The following is a 22,258-nucleotide window of genomic DNA, read 5'->3' as shown; positions in this document are numbered from 1 at the left end:
TCCTATTCCATCTGTGCGAAAACCTGCATCAGGCGGATGCCCGCAGGGCCCATAATGGCAACAAAAAGAGCCGGAAGGATGCAAAATACAAGGGGAAAAAGCAGCTTGACCGGCATTTTTGCTGCGATTTCCTCTGCCCTTTGAAAGCGGGCGGTGCGCATGGTGTCGGAATAGACGCGCAGGGTGTGCGCCACACTGGTACCAAAAGCATCAGCCTGAATGATAAGAGTGACCAGACTGTTCAGGTCTTCCAGCGCAGCACGATGCGCAAGATTTTTGAGCGATTCGGAGCGTGTTTTGCCTGCACGCAGTTCGGCAACGACTATGCCCAGTTCCTGTGCCAGCGCCGGACTGGAAAAAGCGAGTTCTTTGGAAACGCGCCCGATGGCCTGATCAAGCCCCATACCTGCCTCTACGCAGACAACCAGCAGGTCCAGAGCGTCCGGAAGTGCGTTTTCCATTTCCTGACGGCGCGACTTTACTTTGGATGACAGCCACATGTTAGGCAGATACAGGCCCAGCACGGCGGGCAGGATGAACAAAAGGGCAAGCATGCCTGCGGGAATATTGTCACCTGCTGCCAGCTTGATAAGCAGTCCTATCAGCAATCCCGCAAGCATCAGGCCTGCCTTTGCTCCCCACAGTACAAGCGGCGCCCGCTGGCTGCGGTAACCGGCACGGATAAGGGCAAGGTTTGCCTCGCTGCGTTCTTCATTTTCCTTAGGGGCAAGTCGTTCACCCACACGGCTCATGATGTCATTGAGCTTGCTTCGTACTGAATCCTGCAAAGACGTTTTTGCCTCGGGCTGGTGTGAGCTTTTGGCCCTCGTGCCTTTTGCATGGCGGTTTACCCTGTCTTTAAGGCGCGTTGCGCGCTCTTTGCTGCCCATCAGGCCGCGTAGGCCGTACAGAGCCAGCAGAACAGAGAAAGAAGCCAGTGTTGCAATCATGAAGGGAAGGAGTGTCTGCTCGTTCATGGCGGCCTCCCTACACCTTGATTGTGGTTAATTTTTTGAGCGCGATAGCACCGATGGTCATCATAAACAGCGAGCCGTTAAGCAACATATTGCCTTCGGGGGTGGTGTACAGGGCACTCATGAAGTCGGGGTTAAGCAGGTTGATAATAAAACCTATGCCGAACGGCAGTGCGAACAGAATCCATGCCGTCAGCCTGCCTTCTGCTGAAAGGACTTTCACCCTGCCATGCAGTTTGAACCGTTCACGGAGCAGGTAGGCAATGCTGGAGACGATTTCAGCAAGGTTACCGCCTGTTTCGCGTTGGATGTTTACCGACACCACAAAAAACTGCAGGTCGGAGCAGTCCACACGGCGCGTCATGGCAAGCAGAGCCGCATCAGGGGTGACACCAAAGTTGATTTCTTCAAGTGTAATCTGAAATTCGGGCCCGATGGGGTCGGCAAATTCGTCTGCCACCATGCGCATACCCTGCGGAAATGCGTGGCCTGCTTTCAGAGCGCGGGCGATCAGGTCCAGTGCGTCCGGCAACTGCCGGTGAAATTTGTTCATACGGGCGTTGCGGCGGCTGAATATCCACGCAAAAGGAATGTAGCCGAAGCCCACAGGGGTTATGATGGTAAGCCAGAAGTTGCCTGTAATAGCGGTGATCAGCATGAATCCGGCAACAGCCAGCACAATACTTGCCAGAATGATCATGCCCAGACTGACGTTGGTTTTGCCTTGCTCAAGAATCAGGTCCAGCTTGCGCATAACCGATCTGCTGGACAGTGCTTTGTTGATCCAGTTGACTCCGGAAAGGTCGCGGCGGCGTTCAATGTCAATGGCAGCTTCCGCTTCGCGTGCTTTCACCAGCGAAGCCATACGCCTGCTGATGCGTTTTTTTGCTTCGCGCCTGCGAGCCAGCACCAGATTGCTTATGCCCATGATAAGGATGAAGCAGGCTGCTACGGCGATAAGGGTAATCATCAGGGTCATGGTTTTTCTCCTGTGTGTACCGGCTGCTGCCTAGTCCATATCTTTTTCAAACAATGAGCCATCCAGCTGGATACCTGCCGCAGCAAGGCGGGTGGCAAACTTCGGCCGGATGCCGCCGCTTTTAAAGCGGCCGATGACTTTGCCGTTTTCATCCACACCGGTCTGATGGAAAAAGAAGATTTCCTGCATGGTCACGGCTTCGCCTTCCATGCCGGTAATCTCCATCAGGCTGGTCATTTTGCGTGAACCGTCAGACAGGCGCGAAACCTGAATGATTACGTCCACAGCAGAGGTGATGTATCTTTTGAGTGATAATGTACCGATGTTCAGGCCTGACATGGCGACCATGGTTTCAAGGCGCATCAGGCAGTCCCGCGGGGTGTTGGCGTGAATGGTGGTCAGCGAACCGTCGTGACCGGTGTTCATGGCCTGCAGCATGTCCAGAACTTCTGCGGAACGTACTTCACCTACGATAATGCGGTCGGGGCGCATACGCAGACAGTTTTTTACCAGATCACGGGCGTTTACCTCGCCGTGGCCTTCGATGTTTGCGGGGCGGGTTTCAAGCCGGACAACGTGGTCCTGCTTCAGTTGCAGTTCTGCGGCGTCTTCGATGGTGACAATACGTTCATCGTGGGGAACAAACCGCGACAGGCAGTTGAGCATGGTCGTCTTGCCCGAACCGGTACCGCCGGAAACGATAATGTTGAGTCTGGCTTTTACAATGCCGCGCAGTACTTCGCCGATTTCAGGCGTGAGCGCGTTAAACTTGATAAGATCATCCAGCTCCAGAGGGTCTTTGGAGAACCGGCGGATGGAAAGACTGGGACCGTCCAATGCCAGCGGAGGAATAATGGCGTTTACGCGTGAACCGTCTGCAAGGCGTGCGTCCACCATAGGGGAAGATTCATCAACACGACGGCCGATGCGCGAAACAATGCGGTCGATGATCTGGCGCAGGTGATCATCATCATGAAAGCGGATATTCGCTTTGTGCAGTTTGCCTCCGCGCTCTACGTATACCTGCTTGTAGTTGTTCACCAGAATATCAGAAATTGTCGGGTCGGCCAGTAACGGTTCCAATGGTCCCAGCCCCATAATTTCGTGCTTGATCTCTTCAACCACACGCTTGCGCTCCTGCGCATTCAGGGGGGCCTGTCGGTATTCGTCACGCAGGATTTTCTCCACCAGCCGGCTGATTTCAGCAGCCATACGTTCGGGCGGCAGATGCTCGGCAACGGATATATCCATCATCTCCAGCAGGCGGGCATGGATGCGGGCTCTGGCTTCGTAATATGATTCTTCGCCGTAGCTCTGTGCCGGAGCTGCTTCGGAAGCCTGCTTCGGAGCCGCTTTAGGTTGCTGCCCGCGCATAAAATTGCGTACGGAAGACGCCTGACGTGCAGGAGTGGGCTCTGCCGCTTCCTCTTTTCCGGGGATTTCTTCGTGTGCTGCCGTCAGCATGCCTGCTGTTTGCGCAACGTCAACAAATGGCGGGTTCTTTCTCAGTGCAATCTGAGGCAGATTCTCTACGTTATACGCAGGAGAAGTAACATTTGCGGGGGACTCCGCTAACAAAGTACCTTCAGACATTATAGAAGATGCTTCTTCCGGTTGCAGCCGGGGGGCCGCAGCATAAGAATTTTTGTGTTCAGATACCTGTTGCGAAGAGGTCTCTGCGAAGATTTGCTCTTCAGGAGATTCCGTTAGGGATTCCGCTGGAAATTCTGCAGGGGGGGCTGTTGAAGCGTCCGCTGTGACTTGTTCTTCTGGCACTTCCTGCAAAGTACGTCCTGCTTGCCCTTCGGGTTCTTCCTGTTCTTCGAAATTATCAATGTTTATGCGGTGGGATAACGGACTGCGCACAGCTGAAATCGGCGCAGCCGCATTGTCTTCTTCCTGCTCCGCATCAAAGGACTCTGACGAACGGCGGAAGGCCATTTCAAGCGCTTCTTCTTCGCGTTGGGAGGCTACTTCCGGCGTAACCGGTTTGCGTCTAGTAGAGCGCATCAGACGTTCTGCCAATCGCATGGTTATCCCTCCACTCCACGCAGCGCGTGCCCGCTTGTCAGCGGAGCTGTGCTACGTTCCTTAGTATCAGCAGGCTGTTCTTCCTTTCCTTTGTTGCGGCTGGCGCGGTGCAGAAATCTGGCAAGAAGCCCCCCTGAACGTTGTCCGCCGGTGCCGCTTGTGGTGGCAACAGGCAAAATTCGGTCTGCAAGTCCGCTCAGTGCACGTGCGGCAGGAGAACGCGGGTGTGCATCGCACAGAGCCTGCCCCTGATTGAGCGCCGAAAGGGCAGCTTCGTAATCATCATCGATAAGCGAGAATGTTTTGCGCTCAAGCAGGGCTTCGGCTTCTTCAACACTCAGGCCGCTTTTGGCTGTGTGTCTGTTTAGCACAAGCCTGACCCGTTCGGACAGTTGAGGTGATGTGCGGGTGATGCCATCCAGAAGCTTTCGGGCACCTGCCAGCGCAGGGAGGGACATCTCCGAGACAAGCAGCACTTCGTCAGCTTCCTGCATGGAGACCAGTGCCAGTTCGTCCGCATAGGGACCACCGTCTATGACTGTAATTTCAAAGTGGGCACGCAGCAGGTTGAGTATAGCTTTTACGCTGCGGGTGGTGATGGTATCCAGATCGTCGCCTTCATCCGGCGAAGCCAGCAGCTGGAGGCCGCTTTCGTGGCCTTCCATCAGGCTTTGCAGAAAGGTAGCATCAAGGCGACTTACCTCTCTGGCTGCATCTGCCCATGTGCGGGCGTATTCCATATCAAGAAACAGCGGAACCTCGCCCTGTGGCAGGCGCATATCCATAATGGCGGCAGAATGCCCCATACGCGCCTGACGCACGGCAAGATTTACAGCAACGGTAGTTGCCCCTACGCCGCCTTTTGCCCCGATGATGTGAACAATGCGTCCTGTATGGACCGGCTCTGTCCCTGTTGAGCGCTCGCGTTCGTGGGCCCGTTTGGCGTATCCTTCCAGCGCGGTATTGACATCGGCGCCTTTGAACGGTTGTTCCAGAAACTCTGTAACGCCTGCCCGCATGGCCCGAATGATCAGGTCAGGATCTTTACGTGTGGCGGTGATAAAAATTTCGCCCACCCGCGGGTCATGCACCAGCGAGTCAATAGTTTCAAAATCTTCTTCCAGCGAGTTGCCCAGCTCGACAATAACCAGCCCCATATCTTCATCCACACCGGGAGTTGCCAGATGAAACCGGCTCTGGTACGCGACAAGGCTGGAAAGCTCTTCTTCGGTACGCAGGCTTTTGGTAAGCAGGCAGACAGGATGAGTAGTTGGCATGTCGTCCTCCTGCTATTTTTTCTTTTCATTAACGTTCAGGTTGATACCGGACTGTTTTTCGGGAGAATCTTCAATGGTCCGGTATTGTTTGATGGTTTCTTCTGCCAGAGTGCTATCCATGCCGGTCGGAATATAGTCCGTATCAGGCTGCGGGTTGGCTGTTTGCGCTGCACTCTGCTGGTAAAAAGATGCGCCAAGCTCCTGCTTCCATTCAGGGATGGGGCGATCGGGTCCGGGGCCGCCTGCGTTGGTGCAGCCTGCCAGCAAGATGAGAAGCAAAGTTATGATAAAGCGCGCAGTCATGATTATTCCCCTGAAATATTCCACGTTATTGCAATTTGAGAATATGGCCGAAGTCTCCGTCCATGCCCGAAGGCTGTGCGGCGTTTTCGGTTACCGGTCTTGCGGCGGCAGCCTTGGCCGTGGCGGGGGCAGGTTCCGGCTCGTCACCTTCCATTTTGCCCTGAATGAAAAATTCATATTCGGTAGGCTCGCGGAACGAATCCGTTGGAAGTGACTGTCTGGCCATATCCAAGGGCTTGGCGAGTCGCGGGGTGACTATAATCACCAGTTCGGTTTCGCTTTTTTGCCAGCTTGATGAGCGGAAGAGCGTACCCAGTACGGGGATGTCGCCCAGACCGGGGTATTTTTTTATGCTTTCGCGTACTTCGTCACGCAGAAGACCTGCAACGGCAAAGCTTTGCCCGTCACCAAGCTCTACAGTTGTGCTGGCGCGGCGGCTGCTGATACCGGGAATGGAAAAACCGTTAATCTGAATAACGTTGGCGTAATCCAGTTCAGAGACTTCGGGTGAGACTTTCAGGCTGATCTGTCTGGGGGAAAGAACAGTAGGCGTGAACTCAAGCGATACACCATACTCTTTGAACTCAATGGCAACGGTGCCAAGCCCCTGAGGGACAGGAACGGGAATTTCGCCACCGGCAAGGAAGCTTGCGTTTTCACCGCTACGGCAGACAAGAGTCGGTTCCGCCAGAACTTTTACCAGTCCGTTTTCTTTCAGCACATCCAGAAAGCCGGTAATGGATACGCCGCCCAACTCCGTCTGGAACAGACCGGTGTTGTTCGGGCTTAGAATGGCGGCGGTGTTGCCCAGACCTATTACGCCGTCCTGACTGTCCAGCGTGAACAGCTGGTTAAGCATGGTAAAGGCAAATGAATTGTCCCACGCTGCGGCAAGGTCTATTCCCAGCTTCTGCATGACGGAACGGCGCATTTCCGCCACTTTTACTTCTAGCATTATCTGGTGCATGCCGCCGACTTTCATCAGGTTGGTTACTTTTTCGGGCGCGTACATGCGGGCCATGTCCAGTGCTGTCGCCATGTTTGCAGGACTGCTGACTGTGCCTGCCAGAGTTATGGATTCGCCCACTGCCATGACCATGAGGTCTTTTTCCGCCGGCAGTAGTTTATGAAGCATTTGTTTAAGCTGGGCGATGTCAGGAGTGACCTGAATATCGAACACGCGTGATACCGCTCCGGCACGATCCCATAGTGTAAGCGTTGTTCCGCCTGCTTTTACGCCGGTAACATAAATTTGTGAGGGCGAGAGTACGAGCACTTCTGCAATCTCGGGCGAGGCTACGGAAACCCGCTTTACAGGAACGGCACTCTCCAGCACCAGAGATTTTCCTGTGGCAATCTGTACAGTCTGGGGAATGATGCTTTGTGTTGTTGCGGGCTGGGCATGCGCACCTGTTGCAAACGCGAGCACTCCCGCAAGCGCCATCAGCAGAATGGGCAACGAGCGAAGTACGTTACTTCTGTTCCAGACCATGAAGTGGAGAAAGATTCCGGATGGTGCGCTCATTGCTTGAACCTCAGCGTTGAACGTTCGGTACCGCTAATGACTTCAACGGCTGTGGAAGGGGATGCTGCCCCGCGTGCTTTGGGTTTGGGCTTGGGGCTCAAAAGGGTCAGCGTACGAGGTATATCAATGCCCTTAGTCAGAATGGAATCTTTGTCTGCAGGGTTTCGCAAAGAAAAGTGAATCTGTCCGCGAGCAGACGCCAGCGAGAGTATTTCCACCTCATCAGGTGTCATTTCCAGCGTGTAAATATCCACAGGGGATGTTGTGGAGTCGTCGCCTTCCTGTTGCAGCTCGGTGCCTGTGGCCAGCACACGGATATTTTCCAGCACAGTTTTGGTTACGGCGGTATCGTCTTTACGGCGGTTGTCATCAATGGTAACGAGTACGTCCACATGGTTTCCGGGGCGGATGAAGCCTGCGATACCCAGCACCTTGTTACCCTTTACGGCTACCGCACGTTTGCCGGGCATGACCATGGTGCTTACGCCGCCGTATTGCGTAGTGTCATTTACAAGACGAGCCGGAGTAAGCGGCTCACCTGCGCTTACCGCGGTGGCAACAACCCTGCCTATAACTTCTTCCGTACTGGCAAAAGCACCTTTGGGTGCGCTTTGCTGCAAAAATTCAGCAATCTTCAGGTGTTCTTCGCGTAATTTTGTGCCCTTTGCTATGTCGGCGGCGGCAACTGCCAGAGTTACCTTGGGGACTTCCTGCACCTGCACCTGACGTGCGGGCGTGCGCATCATGCGAAACACCAGAACGCCTGCCACCAGAGCCAGAATCAGGGCCAGTGAAATTTGTATGAGTGATGAACGGGTCATGCGGATACTCCGTTACGGTGCGGGGATTACGCCCGGAAAAGCTATGGCAAGTTTGCCCGAAAAATACATGGAAACAATGGTGCCCGCCGCAATGGCAAGACCGTAGCAAAGACGGGGTAGCTTCTGACCTTCTGTAGCGGCGTGGTATGACATTTCGCCGCTGACCATCATGGTGGTGAACGATGTTTTGATGGAACTCCCGATGGCTTTAAGCTGCGGGATATGAAAAAGCAGAACGACAAGGGCGTACACACCGCCGGCAAGGCTGGTCCAGATAAAGGCGCTGAATACGCCCTTCAAGCCAAGAAATGCACCAACGGCGGTCATTAGCTTTACATCTCCGGCACCCATCACTTTCAGGATAAAAGGTAGCAACATCATGGCAAAACCCAGACCCAGGCCGGCAAGGCTGAACAGCAGGCCGTCCAGGCCCTGGGTTATGCCGTGGTACGCAAGACCGGCCGCGATGGCAGGAAAGGTAAGCCAGTTAGGAATACGCATGGATCGCAGGTCGGTAACGACAGCGATCAGCAGGATGGTGATGAGCAGGTAGACAGGCAGGGCGTCCATGGTATCTCCGGTTGTTTCGGGCGCTGCCCGTTAAGGGAGAGGCCGCCCGTTTGTACAAAGGGGCCGGAGCTGATCCTCCGGCCCCTTTATGCAGCGCGTAGTTATGTCGGAACCTTTTTTACGGTGCAGGAGTAGGCATCTTGGAGTCGATGAAGGTAAATGTATCGCTTACCTTGATTCCCAGCGCAGTAACAGCGGCCACGATGACTGCAGCGATAAGGGCTGCGATGAGGCCGTATTCCAGAGCAGTTGCGCCGTCCTCGTTGCACAGCAGGTTCTTGATGGTCGGCTTCATGGATTTGCTCCCGTATTGTTGAAATAATCCCGTCAGGCTTCAATTATTATTGCTGAGTTGACTCGTTACGATGCCGTTTGCTGCTACGGAGCAGGAGTCGGCATTTTTGAATCGATGAAGGTAAAGGTGTCGCTAACCTTGGTACCAAGCGCGGTAACGGCTGCTACGATAACTGCCGCGATGAGCGCTGCGATAAGTCCGTATTCCAGAGCGGTAGCGCCTTCTTCGTTGCGGATAAGGTTCATGAGTGTTTTCATTGTATTGCTCCTTGCTCTTCAGGTCGGGGGACCTGTGTGGTGTTCTGCGTTGTTATGCCGTCAGCCTGTTAGGGCGCGGGAGTCGGCATTTTTGAATCGATGAAGGTAAAGGTGTCGCTAACCTTGGTACCCAGCGCGGTAACGGCTGCTACGATAACTGCCGCGATGAGCGCTGCGATAAGGCCGTATTCCAGAGCGGTTGCGCCTTCTTCATTTTTAATCAGGCTGATGATGGTCTTTTTCATGGTGTTCTCCTTATTCATGGAAGAGCGTTTTGGGGGGCGCGATTCAGCGCCTGCAGTTGGGTATAGGCAACCTGTGTGCCAAAGTTGCCGCTGGGGGAGGTGTGCGTTGAGAATGTGCGTTTAATTGCCTGTAAATAAAGGCGAAAAATGAAAAATAATGTCCTGTTGGTATGCAGCAGAAGAAGATAAATGAAGCAGAGCAAGCTACCATTCTGGTCTATAAAAAATAGATCAGAAAACTGCCTGTTGTTACAAAAAGTGTTTAATATTAGTATGATAAATATGATAATAGCAGAGTCTACAGGCTATAGACTTGTGGACAGGAAAAAAGAAAAGCGAGCGGATTTTAGAAATTCGCTCGCTTAATTATTTGGATATATTGAAAAAATACGTGTTTCGGGCGCGTTCGCTGCAACTCTTTATTCTAGAAAAAATAGATTACTTTTCGCTATCGGTGTTCAGCTAGTGTTTTTGCAATTTCGCCCACATATTTTTGGGCGTAACGCCTAACAATTTCGCAGCATTTTTTTGGCTGCCATTGGCCCTGCGTAATGCTTCAATTAAAAGATTCCGCTCCACTTGCTGCAACGTTTCCTTAAGGGGCAATGCAAAGGCCTCTGGAGCATAGCCAGAGCACCCTTCAACACTTAGCGCTGCAGGGTTGGCATGCAGAGAGAGTGCTTTGGTGATGTCTGAAGCGGTAATAACGCCCTCTGCAGTAATAGCGGCGCGTTCCAGCAGGTTGGCCAGCTGGCGGACGTTGCCGGGCCAGTCGTATTGCATCAGGGCGTGAATACCGTCCGGTGCAAGGCCGTGAACAGGTATGCCTAATGTGGAGCCAAGCTTGCGCACAAGATGTTCTGCAAGCAGTGGGATGTCTTCTTTACGCTTTCGCAGCGGCGGCAGATTGATAATGGCGACGCTGAGCCTGTAATACAGGTCTTCGCGGAAGGATTTGTCCGCAACTCGGTCACTCAGATTCTGATTGGTTGCTGCAATTATACGTACATCGACCGGAATAGGGCGCCTGCCCCCCAGTCGTTCTACTTTTTTTTCTTCCACTGCGCGCAGCAGCTTGGGCTGGATTGCCAGTGGCATATCGCCGATTTCATCCAGCAGCAACGTGCCGCTATGCGCAAGTTCAAACTTTCCGGGCTGGGCAGCAGCAGCTCCCGTAAAGGCTCCTTTTTCGTGGCCGAACAATTCATTTTCAAAAAGATGCTCAGGAATGGCTGCGCAGTTTACTTTGATAAACGATTGTCCCGCACGCGGAGAAAGTGCGCATAGCGTGTCAGACACAAGTTCTTTGCCTGTGCCGGATTCACCTAAAATGAGTACTGTCGTATCCAGCGGGGCGACTTTTTCGATTAAGGCTTTCACTTCCCTCATGGGTGGGCTTTCGCCAATGAGGCGGCTTACAGGGCTGTCGTGGCGCAGGGTGCTGCGAAGGGCAAAGACTTCACTTTGCAGGCGGCGTTTTTCCATTGCGCGCCGGACAACGATATCCAGCTCTTTCAGGCTGAACGGTTTGGCGAAAAAGTCGTAAGCACCGCGGCGGACAGCTTCCAGAGCCAGCTCTTTGCTGGAATACGCTGTCATAACAATGATATCTGTGTTGGGTGCTGCCTCGCGTAACGGGGGAATAGCTTCCACTCCAGACATGCCGGGCAGCATGACATCGGTCAGAATCAGGTCGTAGTCACCCTGTCGGGCAAGAGCGATGCCCTCTTCAGCGCGTGAGGCCGTGGTTACCTGATAACCTTGTTCATTCAGCGCTTCGAGAAGCATTCCCTGAAATGCGTAGTCATCTTCGATCAGCAGGATGTGCTCACTCATAATTATCCGATGCATCTCTTATGGTTTAATGACTGTATTACACTAACATTGTTATTCCTTAGCAAACCATTAGATAGATGCTTTGGAAAAAGCAAGGCAATTCAGAGCGTTGCGTGATTCTATAAAGGCTGCGGCATAAAGCCAAAGGCGTTTGAAGTCGGGGGATGAAGCAGAATAGTGTGATCAGGCCTTTTTTTTCCTTCATACGGTACTGCCAGACCTGCATCCAGAAGCATTTGCGCAAGATCTTTTCCGTCTATCTGGATTTGTGCGATCAGCCTGAAGTATTTACCTCTGCGTATGTTCGAGAGTCTGACTTGCCGCCCTTCAACCAGCCTTTTTACAAAACTTTTTGCAGAACGGGCCAGCAAACGCAGATCAGGGTTTTTGTCGCGTATCTCCGTCGACCACGCGGACTACAGTGGCAGAAACCGCAGGGTATTCTGCAAACGCAGCCTGATACGCGGTCAGGACGATGAGGAGTGGTAAAAATAGCCTCGCCATAGCCATACCTATATAGATATATATTTTATTGATCGAGTACAATTATGACCGGCGATTTTGGACGGAGGAAAAGTATATACTTGTCTGGCCGGGTGGTGGTTGCGATTAGCGATAGTTAGGGTATGATAGTACGAAGAACCGCATAACCACGGGCGGGTAGTAACCGTGATTTATCCGGAGGCGCCATGAGTATTCTGATCGAGTCTGCTGAGTTGGACCCCCAATGGTACAAAGATGCCATTATTTACGAACTGCACATCAAGTCGTTTCATGATTCCGACGGGGATGGAATGGGGGATATGTCCGGCCTGATAGATAAGCTGGACTACCTGCAGGATCTTGGCGTTACTGCGTTATGGTTGCTGCCTTTCTATCCTTCTCCGCTTCGTGATGACGGATACGATATTGCCGACTACATGAGCATAAATCCGGATTACGGCAGTATGGCGGATTTCCGTAAACTGTTGCGCGAGGCACATACCCGCGGTCTGCGCATAATCACCGAGCTTGTTCTCAACCATACGTCCGACCAGCATCAATGGTTCAAGCGGGCCAGAAAATTGCCTTCCGGCTCAGAGCATCGCGATTTTTATGTATGGAGTGATACTCAGGACAAGTATACGGACGCACGGATAATTTTTAAAGATTTCGAACCGTCCAACTGGTCGTGGGACCCTGTTGCCAAAGCGTATTACTGGCATCGGTTTTACCATCATCAACCGGACCTTAATTATGAGAATCCGGCAGTCCATAAAGCCATGTTCAAAGTTATCGACTACTGGCTTGATATGGGGGTGGACGGCGTTCGTCTTGATGCGGTGCCGTATCTGTACGAAGAAGAAGGCTCGAATTGCGAAAACCTTCCTGAAACTCATGCCTTTCTGAAAGCCTTACGGGCGCATATCGATAGAAAACATCGCGGCAAAATGCTGCTTGCTGAAGCCAACCAATGGCCGGAGGATGCTGCGCAATATTTCGGCAATGGTGATTCCTGCCATATGGCGTTTCATTTTCCGCTCATGCCTCGCATGTTTATGGCGCTTGAGATGGAAGACAGGCATCCGGTTATTGATATTCTGGAGCAGACACCGGATTTGCCCGCAGGATGCCAGTGGGCAATCTTTTTGCGCAATCATGATGAGCTGACTCTGGAAATGGTAACGGACGAAGAGCGCGACTACATGTACCGCATGTACGCCCGTGACCCCAGAGCGCGTATTAACCTGGGAATCCGCAGGCGGCTTGCACCGTTACTTGGCAATGACAGGCGAAGAGTTGAGCTGCTTAATGTACTGTTGTTTACCATGCCGGGAACGCCGGTTTTGTACTATGGTGACGAGATCGGCATGGGCGACAACTACTATCTGGGCGACCGTGACGGTGTGCGTACGCCGATGCAGTGGAGTGCGGACAGAAACGCCGGTTTTTCCCGTTCTAATCCGCAGCGACTGTTTCTGCCGGTGGTAATTGACCCTGAATACCACTATGAGGCTGTTAACGTAGAAACACAGCAGAGCAATAAAAGTTCGCTGCTGTGGTGGATGAAACGCGTTATCGCCATGCGAAGGCGCTATACGGCGTTCAGCCGTGGCGATATTGTATTTTTAAAGCCTGAAAATCCGAAAGTGCTGGCCTACCTGCGCAGCCACGGCGATCAGCATGTTCTTGTGGTCAGCAATCTGTCGCGCCATGCACAGGCCGCCACGCTGGACCTGAGCGGCTGGGAAGGCTTCTGGCCGGAAGAAGTTTTCAGCTCCACACGTTTTCCGGCAGTAAAGCAGGCCGCATACACGCTGACGCTGAATCCTTACGGCTATTACATTTTCCATATGAGACGTCAGGAAACGGCAACAAGTTTGACCAGTCTGTACACTCCGCCGATGCTTAAGCCTGTTACGGCGGCGCGTTTCCTTGACGGTGAAATCAGAGACACGTTGCAGCGTAACGTGTTGCCCGGCTACCTGACCCGCAGAGGGCTGTTGGGACAGGAAGCTGTCCAGCTGCGCGAGGCGGTGATTCTGGAAGCGGTACCTGTAGGTGGGCAAGGCGTACCCAGCTGGTTGCTTATTGTAGAAGTTCGGTATCAGGAGCGCCAGCCCGAGTGGATAGGCATGCTCACTTCGATGCTGTCGGGCGAAGCTGCCCGTCAGGTGGTGCGCGAGGCCCCCGTGCATCTGATGTGCATGTTCGGCAGTGATGGTCCGGAAACAGCTCTTGTGGAAGCCTTTGACGAGAGCTGCCGTTGCGGAGCCTTGCTTTCGCTTGCGACCCGTGCACAGTCGGTAAAGGGACGTCATGGCGAACTGGTTGTAAGTACTGCCAGCGGGGCCCGTGGAGCGATAAAGGCAACTTGTCCTGTTGATGCGCCTGCTGTCTGGAAGTCTCAGATTCATGCAACGTCTATTGTCTGCGGGGACAGACTGCTGTTTAAGGTGTACCGGCGCATGGACGAAGGCATCAATCCGGATGTTGAATTGCTGCGTTATCTCTCTGAAGAAACCGGCTACAGAAATGCACCTGCCTATATGGGAGTTGTGGAATATAAGCGTTCACGCAGTTCCGGTATGGCGGTGGCAATGCTGCATGAATTTGCTCAGGCGCAAGGCGATGCGCAGGAAATGTGCCGCGGCATGGTTGGCCGTTTCTTTGACAGAGTGCTGGCAGCCAAAGCGGAGCTGCCTTCAAAACCAAGGCTGTACGCACGCTCTCCCGTGGAAGCCGCAGGAAGGCCGCTACCGGAAGAATATCGTGACCTGCTGGGAGATGTGGACTTTGCAGGAATGCAACTTTTGGGACGCCGTATAGGCGAACTGCATAGGGCATTGGCATTCGGGCCGGAAAATGCTTCGTTTACTCCGGAACCTTTCTCCACATTGTATCAGCGTTCGGTATATCAGGGCATGCAAAGCCGTATGAAGCGGGCTTTGGGCAGACTGGAACGTAACCTTGATCTGCTGCCGGAAAATACAAAGGCTGACGCCCTTCGTGTTCTGGAGCTGCGTGGTGATATTGCCGATCACCTGCGCGAGTTTCTGGCCCGTAAGCTGGATTGCCTGAAAATTCGTGTGCATGGCTATCTGACACTTGGCAATATTCTGCGAAGCGGCCGTGACTACATGATTGTGAACTTTGAGGGAGATACGGAAAAGTCACTTTCAGAGCGCAGGCTCAAGCGGTCACCGTTGCGCGACGTATCCGATCTGATCCGCTCCCTGCACTACACCGTCCTCACCGTGTTGATGCGCGAAGCGGTATTACGGCCCGAAGATAGAGAGTATCTGGCTCCCTGGGCGGATTTGTGGCGAATTGAGGCCGCAGGGGCGTTTTTAACTGCGTATATGGAATGTGTGGGCGGCAGTAAGCTATTACCTGATGATGACAAGGATACACAGGTGATGCTTGAGGCTTTCCTGATCGAAAAAGCCTTGGGAGAGCTTGATGCGGAGCTTCAGGCTCCCTCGGGATTTGTCGGGTTGCCGCTGGCGGCAATAATCACTCTGATGGGAAAATAGTGCTGCTTCTACAAAGGTATAGAGCTTGCAATAAAACAGGTGCGTGTAGAAATATGCCGCAACGCCAACAGTCCGGTCTGTAACTTGTTGGCGTTGCAGAATATTTATATTTATCGCAGTTAAGCAAAGATTTCCTGCTTGGTGACGGCTTCAGCTTTGATGCGGTCGAGCAGTTCGGCAAATGTAGCTTTTACATTTTCGCGGATGTCGCCTGCCACAATAAGGTACAGAACATCGTCGCCGGGTTTGAGTTCGCCTTCAATCGCGTGGGCCAGTATGCGGTAAATGCCCGGACGTTGTTCCATTTCGGCGCGGATTTCTTCCATGCGCTGGTAGTTCGGGGTAATGCGGATAGCTACAACGTTACTGCGGTCTTTGCGGGACCAGCCGCGAACGATACCGTTGTGCACCATAATCATGCCGACATTGTCGGCAAAACCGGGTTCTTTTTTCAGATCGGCAATGGCTTTGTTTATGTCCATTTTTCATGCTCCTTCGATTTTCCGGATAATACCAAAATATGCCGCAACTTTCTTCTCTTATAGGACAACTGCCGGAGTTTAAGGAAAGCAGAATGCTTTCCAACGGTCTCGGCCTGTGGCTGTCGTGGCAGGGGGACCTTAACCCCGCTGTTGTGCAGACACTGCAGGATTACGGCGGAATGCATCTGGCTTCCGAGCGCGATCAGGCTCTGTGGTTCTTTTTTTCCGGCGATGTTTTTCTTGCCTTGGCCCGCCTTGCTATCTGGGCAAAGTTTAACTCTCTTGCCGTGTTTTGCCAGGTTATTCCAGCAAAACTTCTTTTTGGATACAAGCGGGAGCTTTCAGTTGCAATAGATCCTGCGTTGCGGGTGCAGAATGCCATAGTTCCTCAGGAACTGGAAATATGGGTTCATGGCAAGGCTAAAGAGATGGGCGTAGGTGCCCCTGGGTTAAGTTTTACCAGCATGCGCGGGCAGACCGGCCTTGCCTCTGCGGAATGGTTTACGATGTCCGCAGACCCCCGTTTGCCGTATCAGTCATCTCTTGGCTGGTACGTTGTGCTCAAGCCTTTGGGGAACCCGCTGGAGAAAAGCTTTCAAAGCGGGTGGAGAGCATTTTTTGCACACCTTGAAGAGTTGCTTAACAGGCATAAGTGCAAGTTTCTTATCCACGACTTCTATCTGATGTTTCCGGTGGAAAACCTGCGCCAGCTCAGGTTGTGGTGCAAGGATATACTTCTGCTTATTGCGCAGCTGAAAGAAGAAAATCCGGATGGATACTGGCCTTGTGTTATGGCGGTGGCTGACCGTAAGGGGCTTAACTTTAATAACGAGCTGCCTAAGAAAATGCGGTTGGACTGGGACCAGCTTGTCCCTGATTTTCCACATATGAGCTATCGCAATGCGTACCTGCTGGGCGACTCATTTGTTGTACATGATGTGCGCTTTAATGTTGAGCACAGCAGCATGGACGACTGGTCCAACGTAAGCCTTTCGGCGGAAGGTGAGGGCGGTGCGGGCCTTCTGCCGGTTGAAGTTTCCAACAGGCTGGTAACAGGTAGCAGCCCTCATTGTTTTTATTGCGGTCTGCGGGATCATGAATTGCAGGATTGTCCTTCCCGAAAACTTGCGTCGCTGGATAGAGAAATATGGAAGGAAGTTGCGCTGCTGGACTTTGAAACCATTAACAACGGCTTCAAGTCCATTGATTTAAGTCTGACAGAAGATGCACTTGAGTCCATGTCGTCCATCCTGCGGCAGGAGGGGATACCCGGTCTGTTATTGCGGGCTGTTTTCAGCATTAATGCCAATGCACAGTTCCGCATGATGCGCATCATGTGGCTGACCCGCGGCAAGGAATATCCCGCTGGGCTAAGCGAACTTAACCAGAAGGACGACAGCCCGCTCTGGTCTTTACTCGATATGTTCATAAGCGGTGATTTAATCGCCGTGGATAAAGAATTAGGGCAGATGACCATCAAAGCGCCCAGAGACTTTCGGGTGCGTACATTACAGGGGTTCGTCGCTTTGGAACGCGGTGACCACGCAAGAACCCTTTCCTTGTGGAAAGAGGCCGAAGGTCTTTCCCCTTCTCCCTTACTGCAGGCGTACCATCAGTTTTTACAAGGTAGACTGATGGAAACTCAGGGAAAGTACCAGAACGCCAATACATTATACCGGCAGGTTGCCAGATTGACTCCTGCATGGTCTGATTCTGTATACCGGCAGGGTGTGTGTCAGGTTAAAATGGGGTTTGCAGAACAAGCCGTAGGCTTTTTAAGTGCCCTTATCGAGCGCGATGCTCATTTTTTTAACCGCGTGTTGCTTGACCCTGAACTGGAGCGCGGACACATCCACCTGCTGGCTGCGTTGCATGTGCCATGGCTGGAAGCGCAGAGCAAGGCAGAGGAAGAAGCTGTGGCCCTTAAGCGGCTGCGGGCAGAAGTTTTTGACTGGTTTCCGGAAGGTCACGAATTTGCCGATGCAGCGTTTAAAAGAATCGATGCCTTGCTGGGGTTGGCAGATGTTGAAAACTACGTTTCTTTTATCTCGCTAAGCCGCGGTAGGGAGCGGTTGGAGCGTGATCTGCAGGCGCGGGTCAATATGGAGTCGCGTGAGCTTAAGTCGCGTTTCAGGACTGATATGGAGCGACTTGCATACATCCGTGATGAAGCTGCGTGGTTTCCTTTCCCGCGGATTCTTGTTGATTTTAACAAGGATTATAATGCATGTGCCGCGAACCTGAACTGGGCTTTGCAGAACCAGTTCGGAGTGGCTGATACTTTTAAAAAGGCACATAGCATTGCGGAGAAGGAGCAGGAACGGCTGAAGGGGCTTGAGGGGAAACTCAAGTTTCTGCGGATTGTCCGTGACTCGACTCTTTTTATGCTGATTATGGGAAAGACTTTTTTCTGGATGGAACTGATAGGGTTGCTTCTGGTGCTGGTCGGTCTGCCTCTTTCCGTTTACTACGGAGAGCGCGCCGGAGCTGAGTGGGCATCAGGGTTACTGGTAAAAGAAAAATGGCAGATTCAAAAAGGGTTGATTCTCATACTTAGTACGATGGCTCTTGCTTTTGCCGCCCTTAGAACAACGCTTGTTTTTGATAAAAAGCGTAATCAGTTACTCAATAAGGGGAAAAGGAAAAAGTAACATTCCTGCAGGGTTGTTTCTTTGTTGTAAATGGTAACGCCCCCGCAGATTTTCTGCGGGGGCGTTTTAATAGCGTGCGGGCGTAAGGTGGAGCCAAATCGCAATGAGCCTGATGGATGGAGTACCAAAGCGACAACCTGGGAGCTATACCGGAGACGACGATTCCGCGCGCAATTAATGACCTACAGTTTTTGAGAACAGGTTAATGATCACAATTCCTGAAATGAGTAATGCAAGGCCGATGATTGCAGGTGCATCCAGTTTTTGACCGAAAGCAAGCCAGTTGATGCCTGCAATAAGTACAATACCCATGCCGCTCCACAGCGCGTATGCAATTCCCAGCGGTACCTGACGAGTGACAATGGTAAGCAGATAAAACGCAGTTGCATACAAAACGGCAACGCCGACCGTGGGTAACGGTTTAGAGAATTCTTTTGTAAGCGGCAGGATGGAAGTGGCAATCACTTCTGCCAGAATGGCAAAACCAAGTGCCGCGTACGATGTTGCCAATGGACTCATGTATGTGTCTTCCCGTCAATTAAAGCTATGAGTTGCTGTTGTAGTTCAAGGTGTTCTGCAGCAGGTCGCTTGTGCCCGTGCAACAGGTCGTCAAGCCAGATTCCGTCTACTGCATACCGCACAATAGCCAGATTTGAATCATTATCTGTCTTTTTGTGACGCTCAAGTCTGCCTGAAAGCCACGATGTCCAGATTTTGCGTAGTGCAGGATCCACAACAAATGATGCGGAAAGCGAGGTCCAGAGATGTCCGTCGCCGTTCTGGTTCATTATCGCTTTAACATATGCTCTGGTGAACGCCCCGTATTGCTCTTCCGCTCCCTCCATGAAGTCTTCGATAAGCTTATCAAGGGAGAGTAGCAGCTCTGTGCTGAGCGCATCTATTAAGCTTTGTTTGTTGGGGAAGTGGTGGAAAAAAGCGCCCTTGGTAACCCCGGCAGCACTGGCCACAGCCTGAACCGTCAGGTTTGAAAAGCCGTATTCTACAACAATCTGACCTGCACTATCCAGCAGTGCGCGGCGGACTTTTTCCGGGGCTTTTTTCTTTCGGTGCGCTATGGCCATTTGCAAAAAATACCAACTGGTATGTTTTTGTCAATACCGCTTGTTAACATGAAGGCATAATTTTTTGCTGCACATTACCATAAGACCACAAGCAACGTGTGTCGTAATCTGGATATCTTAGAAACATAAGGTTGCTACAGCAGCCTTATGTGCGTGCACTTTTATATGTTTCCTATGTGGTATGCCCAGCTAAGAAGAGAAAAGCCCGTTGACGCAGGAAGTATGCAATAGAAGATGCAGAAGGCGGAAAGGGTAGATTCTACCTTGTAAGCCTTAAGCGCATGTGCGGGTTCTTTTTTTACGTGAAAGAAGCTCGGACTGCGAATAGCTTTTTCTTAATATCTCAAAAAAGTGCTGCCAGACTGACGGGGGGGACATTGCTGGCTGCGTACGTCAACTCTGCCACACTGTGCTTGCGATGTTTGCAAGTGTTTTTAACGCGGTTTCATTTTTGCGTGTTGCAAGATGCGAAAGACACAGCGGTACGCTTAAATCTTCGCCGCAAAGCACAACTGTGCCTTGTTTTGCCAGCTCTTCGCACTCGTCCAGCCGCATGATGGCAACCCCTCTTCCGTTCAGCAGCAATTCGCGGACAATTCGTTCGTCAATGGCTTCCGCTGCAACATTGGGGCTGACACCGTGGTCACTCATCTGCTTACTTGCCGCGTCGTATAACGGGCAGACACAGTCGCCCCATATCCATGGCAGTGCAGCCAGTTCGGGCCAGCTCGGGTTATAGCCGTCTGCGGTTATTCCTTCTGGCAACAGGTGCACAGGAATGACTGCCCGTAACGGGACTTCCGTGACGCAGATATCATGAATGTCAGGCTGGTTGCTGAATCCGAAGCGGAAGCCCGCATCCATGATTTTGTCATGCAACATCTCAGTGGTGGTCAATGTCTGCGACGGCAGAAAACGAAGCCGGATCCGGCTATCCCCGTTTGTCGACGCTGCTTCAAGCTGGGTCATGCGCAGAAAAAGAGGGTCTGTATTCAGTCCGATAAGCAGCATTGCAGTTTCAGACTTCTGCATTGCCTCTGCGGCAGACTGCATATTGCCTGCGGCCTCAATGACCGAACGTGCATGCTCAAGCATAGCCATCCCTTGCTCTGTCAACTTCATCCCTTTGGGCGTACGCATAAAAAGCAGAACGCCGAGTGATTCTTCCAGTGCCTTGATTTGGGCACTGAGTGAAGACTGGCTGATATGCCGCTTACGGGCGGCACGTGTAAGGTGGCCTTGCTCGGCAACCGTAACAAAGGAGTGAAGTTGGTACAGTTCCATAAGGATGTTGTCCGGCGTTCGGTTATTCCGAACGCGACGTTCGGGAATTCGTATTTGATTTCAAGGGCCGCTTGCTGTGTAACGCGCACAGATTACATATCTGCAGAGGAGTTACCATGCAAGTTCGTAAACTGGGTCCGCTGATGCTTTCCGGCCTTATGGTCGGGCCTGTTCTGGGTTCCGGCATTTTTATTCTTCCACCTCTTGCACTGGAACTTGCCGGTGACTGGGCCTTGCCTGCGTGGATGGTTATTGTAGCCATTAATGCCGTCTTTGCTTTTGTTTTTTGCTGGCTTGCAGTGTTGTTTCCCGGTGATGGCGGCGTTGCCAACGCTGTGGAGCACGCTTTCGGGCGCAAGATGAAACAGTTTACAGCGTATTGTCTGCTGTGTGCTGTGTTGTTCGGCCCGTGCGCCGTACTTCTTACCATGGTTGAGTATTTGCCGGTTCCTGTAGCGGAGTTTGGGCGCTATGGAAGGGAAATTACAGCATTTGTGTTTTTGAGCTGCGGTTGTCTGCTTCTTTTGCAAAAAGTAAGGGCGTTGGGAACGGTGGCGTTTGTGTGTTCTTCTCTGGGGGCTGTCCTTCTTAGTGCCGGTGCGCTGGCCGCTCTGACAGATGTTGCCCTGATGCCTGCGCCGTTACCGGAGTTTGACGCAGGTACCTTCGGGCGGACGTTATTGTTGCTCTTCTGGTGTATAATCGGTTGGGAAGTGGCCGGTAATTACAGCGGCGATGTGGACAGACCGGAGACTACCATGCCTAGAGCGGTGCTCATCAGCGTGCTTGTTGTAACGCTTGTTGAGCTGCTTGTTGCCGGAGGTATGCAGTATGCGCAGCTTGGTTCGCAACATGGCCCGGGCGTGTTGCGCCTGTTGCATCCGTTACTTGGGGCTGCTGGTGTCGTCGTCGGTAGCCTGATCGTTTTCGGGCTTTGTGCAACTACTTATATGATGTTTGTGGGGGCTGTGGCTCGTCTTGCAGCAAGTCTGGGAAGTGAAGGCTTGTTGCCGGAAGTGATTAGCAGGAAAAATACAGTTGGTGCTCCTGCGGCAGCGGTGGCTGTTTTGTTTTTAGTTGCAGCGGGTGTGGCTACATTGCCTTCACTCGTTGTTATGGCCAACGGCTTTTTAATTGCCAACGCATTGGTCGGTGTGGCGGCAGCAGTAAAAGTATTGAAAGCGTGGTGGCATAAAGTATTTTCTGTTCTGCTGGCGATAGTCATGCTGGTGCTTCTGGCTCAGTCTGAATTATGGATTTTGCTGCTGATAGGCTTATTGGGACTGGCAATTGCTGCAAGTGGAAAACTGCTAGGGAGTAAAGCTCTGCGCCAGACATAGTGAGAACAAGACGAATGCGTAAGGAACATTGGAAAAGGCGGCTAACCTCGCCTTTTTTGTTGAGGGCGTATGGAAGACGTTGTTTAGTTGCACACTGGACAGGAAGGTTACAGAAGGCGTTAATGCGAGAATAAGCTCATCCGGTGACAGGTATAGAAACTTGAGAGTCTGGTAACCTGCCGTTTGCGCAGAGATTATTGTGCAGGTATGCGTAATAATCAGAACAGGTTGTAGCGGCCTGTCCTTTTACGGGATATAGCGGAGAGGTTAACCAGCTTACAGGTAAAAGA

At 52.2% G+C, this 22,258-nt stretch carries 20 protein-coding genes; 3 read left to right on the top strand and 17 right to left on the bottom strand.

Annotated elements, in window-relative coordinates:
• Window positions 1–2: 2 nt before the first annotated feature.
• From ACK5LI_RS03620 to ACK5LI_RS03560, 13 genes are all read right to left on the bottom strand, one after another.
• On the bottom strand, window positions 3–977 hold the full coding sequence (locus ACK5LI_RS03620; RefSeq protein WP_416946315.1) for a type II secretion system F family protein: 975 nt from the start codon (window positions 975–977) through the stop codon (window positions 3–5).
• A gap of 10 nt (window positions 978–987) precedes the next feature.
• Window positions 988–1,953, bottom strand: coding sequence for a type II secretion system F family protein (locus ACK5LI_RS03615; protein WP_416946313.1), 966 nt, complete (start codon window positions 1,951–1,953; stop codon window positions 988–990).
• A gap of 30 nt (window positions 1,954–1,983) precedes the next feature.
• Window positions 1,984–3,984, bottom strand: coding sequence for an ATPase, T2SS/T4P/T4SS family (locus ACK5LI_RS03610; RefSeq protein ID WP_416946311.1), 2,001 nt, complete (start codon window positions 3,982–3,984; stop codon window positions 1,984–1,986).
• A 2-nt stretch (window positions 3,985–3,986) separates the two neighbouring features.
• Window positions 3,987–5,261: an AAA family ATPase gene (locus ACK5LI_RS03605; protein ID WP_416946309.1), complete on the bottom strand. Its 1,275-nt coding sequence runs from the start codon at window positions 5,259–5,261 to the stop codon at window positions 3,987–3,989.
• Between the two features lie 12 nt (window positions 5,262–5,273).
• Window positions 5,274–5,564 carry a hypothetical protein gene (locus tag ACK5LI_RS03600; protein ID WP_416946307.1) on the bottom strand — a complete coding sequence of 97 codons (291 nt, stop codon included), beginning with the start codon at window positions 5,562–5,564 and terminating at the stop codon, window positions 5,274–5,276.
• 25 nt (window positions 5,565–5,589) lie between these two features.
• Window positions 5,590–7,056 carry a type II and III secretion system protein family protein gene (locus ACK5LI_RS03595; protein WP_416946415.1) on the bottom strand — a complete coding sequence of 489 codons (1,467 nt, stop codon included), beginning with the start codon at window positions 7,054–7,056 and terminating at the stop codon, window positions 5,590–5,592.
• Window positions 7,057–7,085: 29 nt separating this feature from the next.
• A complete protein-coding gene (cpaB, locus tag ACK5LI_RS03590) occupies window positions 7,086–7,910 on the bottom strand; it encodes a Flp pilus assembly protein CpaB (RefSeq protein ID WP_416946304.1) in 825 nt (274 codons plus the stop codon).
• Window positions 7,911–7,922: 12 nt separating this feature from the next.
• Complete coding sequence (locus ACK5LI_RS03585; RefSeq protein WP_416946302.1) at window positions 7,923–8,480, bottom strand: A24 family peptidase; 558 nt, start codon at window positions 8,478–8,480, stop codon at window positions 7,923–7,925.
• 118 nt (window positions 8,481–8,598) lie between these two features.
• Complete coding sequence (locus tag ACK5LI_RS03580) at window positions 8,599–8,775, bottom strand: Flp family type IVb pilin (RefSeq protein ID WP_416946300.1); 177 nt, start codon at window positions 8,773–8,775, stop codon at window positions 8,599–8,601.
• Window positions 8,776–8,858: 83 nt separating this feature from the next.
• Window positions 8,859–9,032, bottom strand: a complete 174-nt coding sequence (locus ACK5LI_RS03575) for a Flp family type IVb pilin (protein WP_416946298.1) — start codon at window positions 9,030–9,032, stop codon at window positions 8,859–8,861.
• A 68-nt stretch (window positions 9,033–9,100) separates the two neighbouring features.
• Entirely contained in the window at window positions 9,101–9,277 is a 177-nt protein-coding gene (locus tag ACK5LI_RS03570; RefSeq protein WP_416946296.1) for a Flp family type IVb pilin, read from the bottom strand.
• A gap of 462 nt (window positions 9,278–9,739) precedes the next feature.
• Window positions 9,740–11,113 (bottom strand): sigma-54-dependent transcriptional regulator, encoded by a 1,374-nt coding sequence (locus tag ACK5LI_RS03565; RefSeq protein WP_416946294.1) that lies wholly within the window; start codon window positions 11,111–11,113, stop codon window positions 9,740–9,742.
• A gap of 119 nt (window positions 11,114–11,232) precedes the next feature.
• Window positions 11,233–11,484, bottom strand: coding sequence for a thermonuclease family protein (locus ACK5LI_RS03560; protein ID WP_416946292.1), 252 nt, complete (start codon window positions 11,482–11,484; stop codon window positions 11,233–11,235).
• Between the two features lie 318 nt (window positions 11,485–11,802).
• Between ACK5LI_RS03560 and treS the strand changes: the two genes are divergently transcribed.
• Window positions 11,803–15,129, top strand: coding sequence for a maltose alpha-D-glucosyltransferase (treS, locus tag ACK5LI_RS03555; protein ID WP_416946289.1), 3,327 nt, complete (start codon window positions 11,803–11,805; stop codon window positions 15,127–15,129).
• A 119-nt stretch (window positions 15,130–15,248) separates the two neighbouring features.
• Here treS and ACK5LI_RS03550 read toward each other — a convergent pair whose 3' ends face one another.
• Window positions 15,249–15,611: a molybdenum cofactor biosynthesis protein MoaE gene (locus ACK5LI_RS03550; protein WP_416946287.1), complete on the bottom strand. Its 363-nt coding sequence runs from the start codon at window positions 15,609–15,611 to the stop codon at window positions 15,249–15,251.
• A 38-nt stretch (window positions 15,612–15,649) separates the two neighbouring features.
• On the opposite strand from ACK5LI_RS03550, the gene ACK5LI_RS03545 reads away from it, so the two are divergent.
• Window positions 15,650–18,262: a tetratricopeptide repeat protein gene (locus tag ACK5LI_RS03545; RefSeq protein WP_416946285.1), complete on the top strand. Its 2,613-nt coding sequence runs from the start codon at window positions 15,650–15,652 to the stop codon at window positions 18,260–18,262.
• A 174-nt stretch (window positions 18,263–18,436) separates the two neighbouring features.
• On the opposite strand, the gene ACK5LI_RS03540 is transcribed toward ACK5LI_RS03545, so the two are convergent.
• The 3 genes from ACK5LI_RS03540 to ACK5LI_RS03530 all read right to left on the bottom strand — a co-directional run bounded on the left by ACK5LI_RS03540 (window position 18,437) and on the right by ACK5LI_RS03530 (window position 20,628).
• The gene (locus ACK5LI_RS03540) at window positions 18,437–18,781 is read right to left on the bottom strand and encodes an SMR family transporter (protein ID WP_416946283.1); all 345 of its coding nucleotides are present in this window, start codon (window positions 18,779–18,781) and stop codon (window positions 18,437–18,439) included.
• A complete protein-coding gene (locus tag ACK5LI_RS03535; protein WP_416946281.1) occupies window positions 18,778–19,344 on the bottom strand; it encodes a TetR/AcrR family transcriptional regulator in 567 nt (188 codons plus the stop codon). The genes ACK5LI_RS03540 and ACK5LI_RS03535 overlap by 4 nt, the downstream gene beginning before the upstream one ends.
• A gap of 393 nt (window positions 19,345–19,737) precedes the next feature.
• Window positions 19,738–20,628 carry a LysR family transcriptional regulator gene (locus ACK5LI_RS03530; protein WP_416946279.1) on the bottom strand — a complete coding sequence of 297 codons (891 nt, stop codon included), beginning with the start codon at window positions 20,626–20,628 and terminating at the stop codon, window positions 19,738–19,740.
• 116 nt (window positions 20,629–20,744) lie between these two features.
• Between ACK5LI_RS03530 and ACK5LI_RS03525 the strand changes: the two genes are divergently transcribed.
• Window positions 20,745–21,968: an APC family permease gene (locus ACK5LI_RS03525; RefSeq protein ID WP_416946277.1), complete on the top strand. Its 1,224-nt coding sequence runs from the start codon at window positions 20,745–20,747 to the stop codon at window positions 21,966–21,968.
• Window positions 21,969–22,258 lie beyond the last annotated feature (290 nt).

Origin of the sequence: Oleidesulfovibrio sp. (assembly GCF_047973035.1) — a bacterium.
Lineage (GTDB): Bacteria > Desulfobacterota > Desulfovibrionia > Desulfovibrionales > Desulfovibrionaceae > Oleidesulfovibrio.
The sequence above is the reverse complement of the archived record's forward strand: the minus strand, read 5'-3'. Positions and strand labels throughout refer to the sequence as shown.

Excerpts from the sequence above, each read along its gene's own strand:
- ACK5LI_RS03620 (WP_416946315.1), bottom strand. The coding sequence starts at position 977 with ATGAACGAGCAGACACTCCTTCCCTTCATGATTGCAACACTGGCTTCT.
- ACK5LI_RS03615 (WP_416946313.1), bottom strand. The coding sequence starts at position 1,953 with ATGACCCTGATGATTACCCTTATCGCCGTAGCAGCCTGCTTCATCCTT.
- ACK5LI_RS03610 (WP_416946311.1), bottom strand. The coding sequence starts at position 3,984 with ATGCGATTGGCAGAACGTCTGATGCGCTCTACTAGACGCAAACCGGTT.
- ACK5LI_RS03605 (WP_416946309.1), bottom strand. The coding sequence starts at position 5,261 with ATGCCAACTACTCATCCTGTCTGCCTGCTTACCAAAAGCCTGCGTACC.
- ACK5LI_RS03600 (WP_416946307.1), bottom strand. The coding sequence starts at position 5,564 with ATGACTGCGCGCTTTATCATAACTTTGCTTCTCATCTTGCTGGCAGGC.
- ACK5LI_RS03595 (WP_416946415.1), bottom strand. The coding sequence starts at position 7,056 with ATGGTCTGGAACAGAAGTAACGTACTTCGCTCGTTGCCCATTCTGCTG.
- cpaB (WP_416946304.1), bottom strand. The coding sequence starts at position 7,910 with ATGACCCGTTCATCACTCATACAAATTTCACTGGCCCTGATTCTGGCT.
- ACK5LI_RS03585 (WP_416946302.1), bottom strand. The coding sequence starts at position 8,480 with ATGGACGCCCTGCCTGTCTACCTGCTCATCACCATCCTGCTGATCGCT.
- ACK5LI_RS03580 (WP_416946300.1), bottom strand. The coding sequence starts at position 8,775 with ATGAAGCCGACCATCAAGAACCTGCTGTGCAACGAGGACGGCGCAACT.
- ACK5LI_RS03575 (WP_416946298.1), bottom strand. The coding sequence starts at position 9,032 with ATGAAAACACTCATGAACCTTATCCGCAACGAAGAAGGCGCTACCGCT.
- ACK5LI_RS03570 (WP_416946296.1), bottom strand. The coding sequence starts at position 9,277 with ATGAAAAAGACCATCATCAGCCTGATTAAAAATGAAGAAGGCGCAACC.
- ACK5LI_RS03565 (WP_416946294.1), bottom strand. The coding sequence starts at position 11,113 with ATGAGTGAGCACATCCTGCTGATCGAAGATGACTACGCATTTCAGGGA.
- treS (WP_416946289.1), top strand. The coding sequence starts at position 11,803 with ATGAGTATTCTGATCGAGTCTGCTGAGTTGGACCCCCAATGGTACAAA.
- ACK5LI_RS03550 (WP_416946287.1), bottom strand. The coding sequence starts at position 15,611 with ATGGACATAAACAAAGCCATTGCCGATCTGAAAAAAGAACCCGGTTTT.
- ACK5LI_RS03545 (WP_416946285.1), top strand. The coding sequence starts at position 15,650 with ATGCCGCAACTTTCTTCTCTTATAGGACAACTGCCGGAGTTTAAGGAA.
- ACK5LI_RS03540 (WP_416946283.1), bottom strand. The coding sequence starts at position 18,781 with ATGAGTCCATTGGCAACATCGTACGCGGCACTTGGTTTTGCCATTCTG.
- ACK5LI_RS03535 (WP_416946281.1), bottom strand. The coding sequence starts at position 19,344 with ATGGCCATAGCGCACCGAAAGAAAAAAGCCCCGGAAAAAGTCCGCCGC.
- ACK5LI_RS03530 (WP_416946279.1), bottom strand. The coding sequence starts at position 20,628 with ATGGAACTGTACCAACTTCACTCCTTTGTTACGGTTGCCGAGCAAGGC.
- ACK5LI_RS03525 (WP_416946277.1), top strand. The coding sequence starts at position 20,745 with ATGCAAGTTCGTAAACTGGGTCCGCTGATGCTTTCCGGCCTTATGGTC.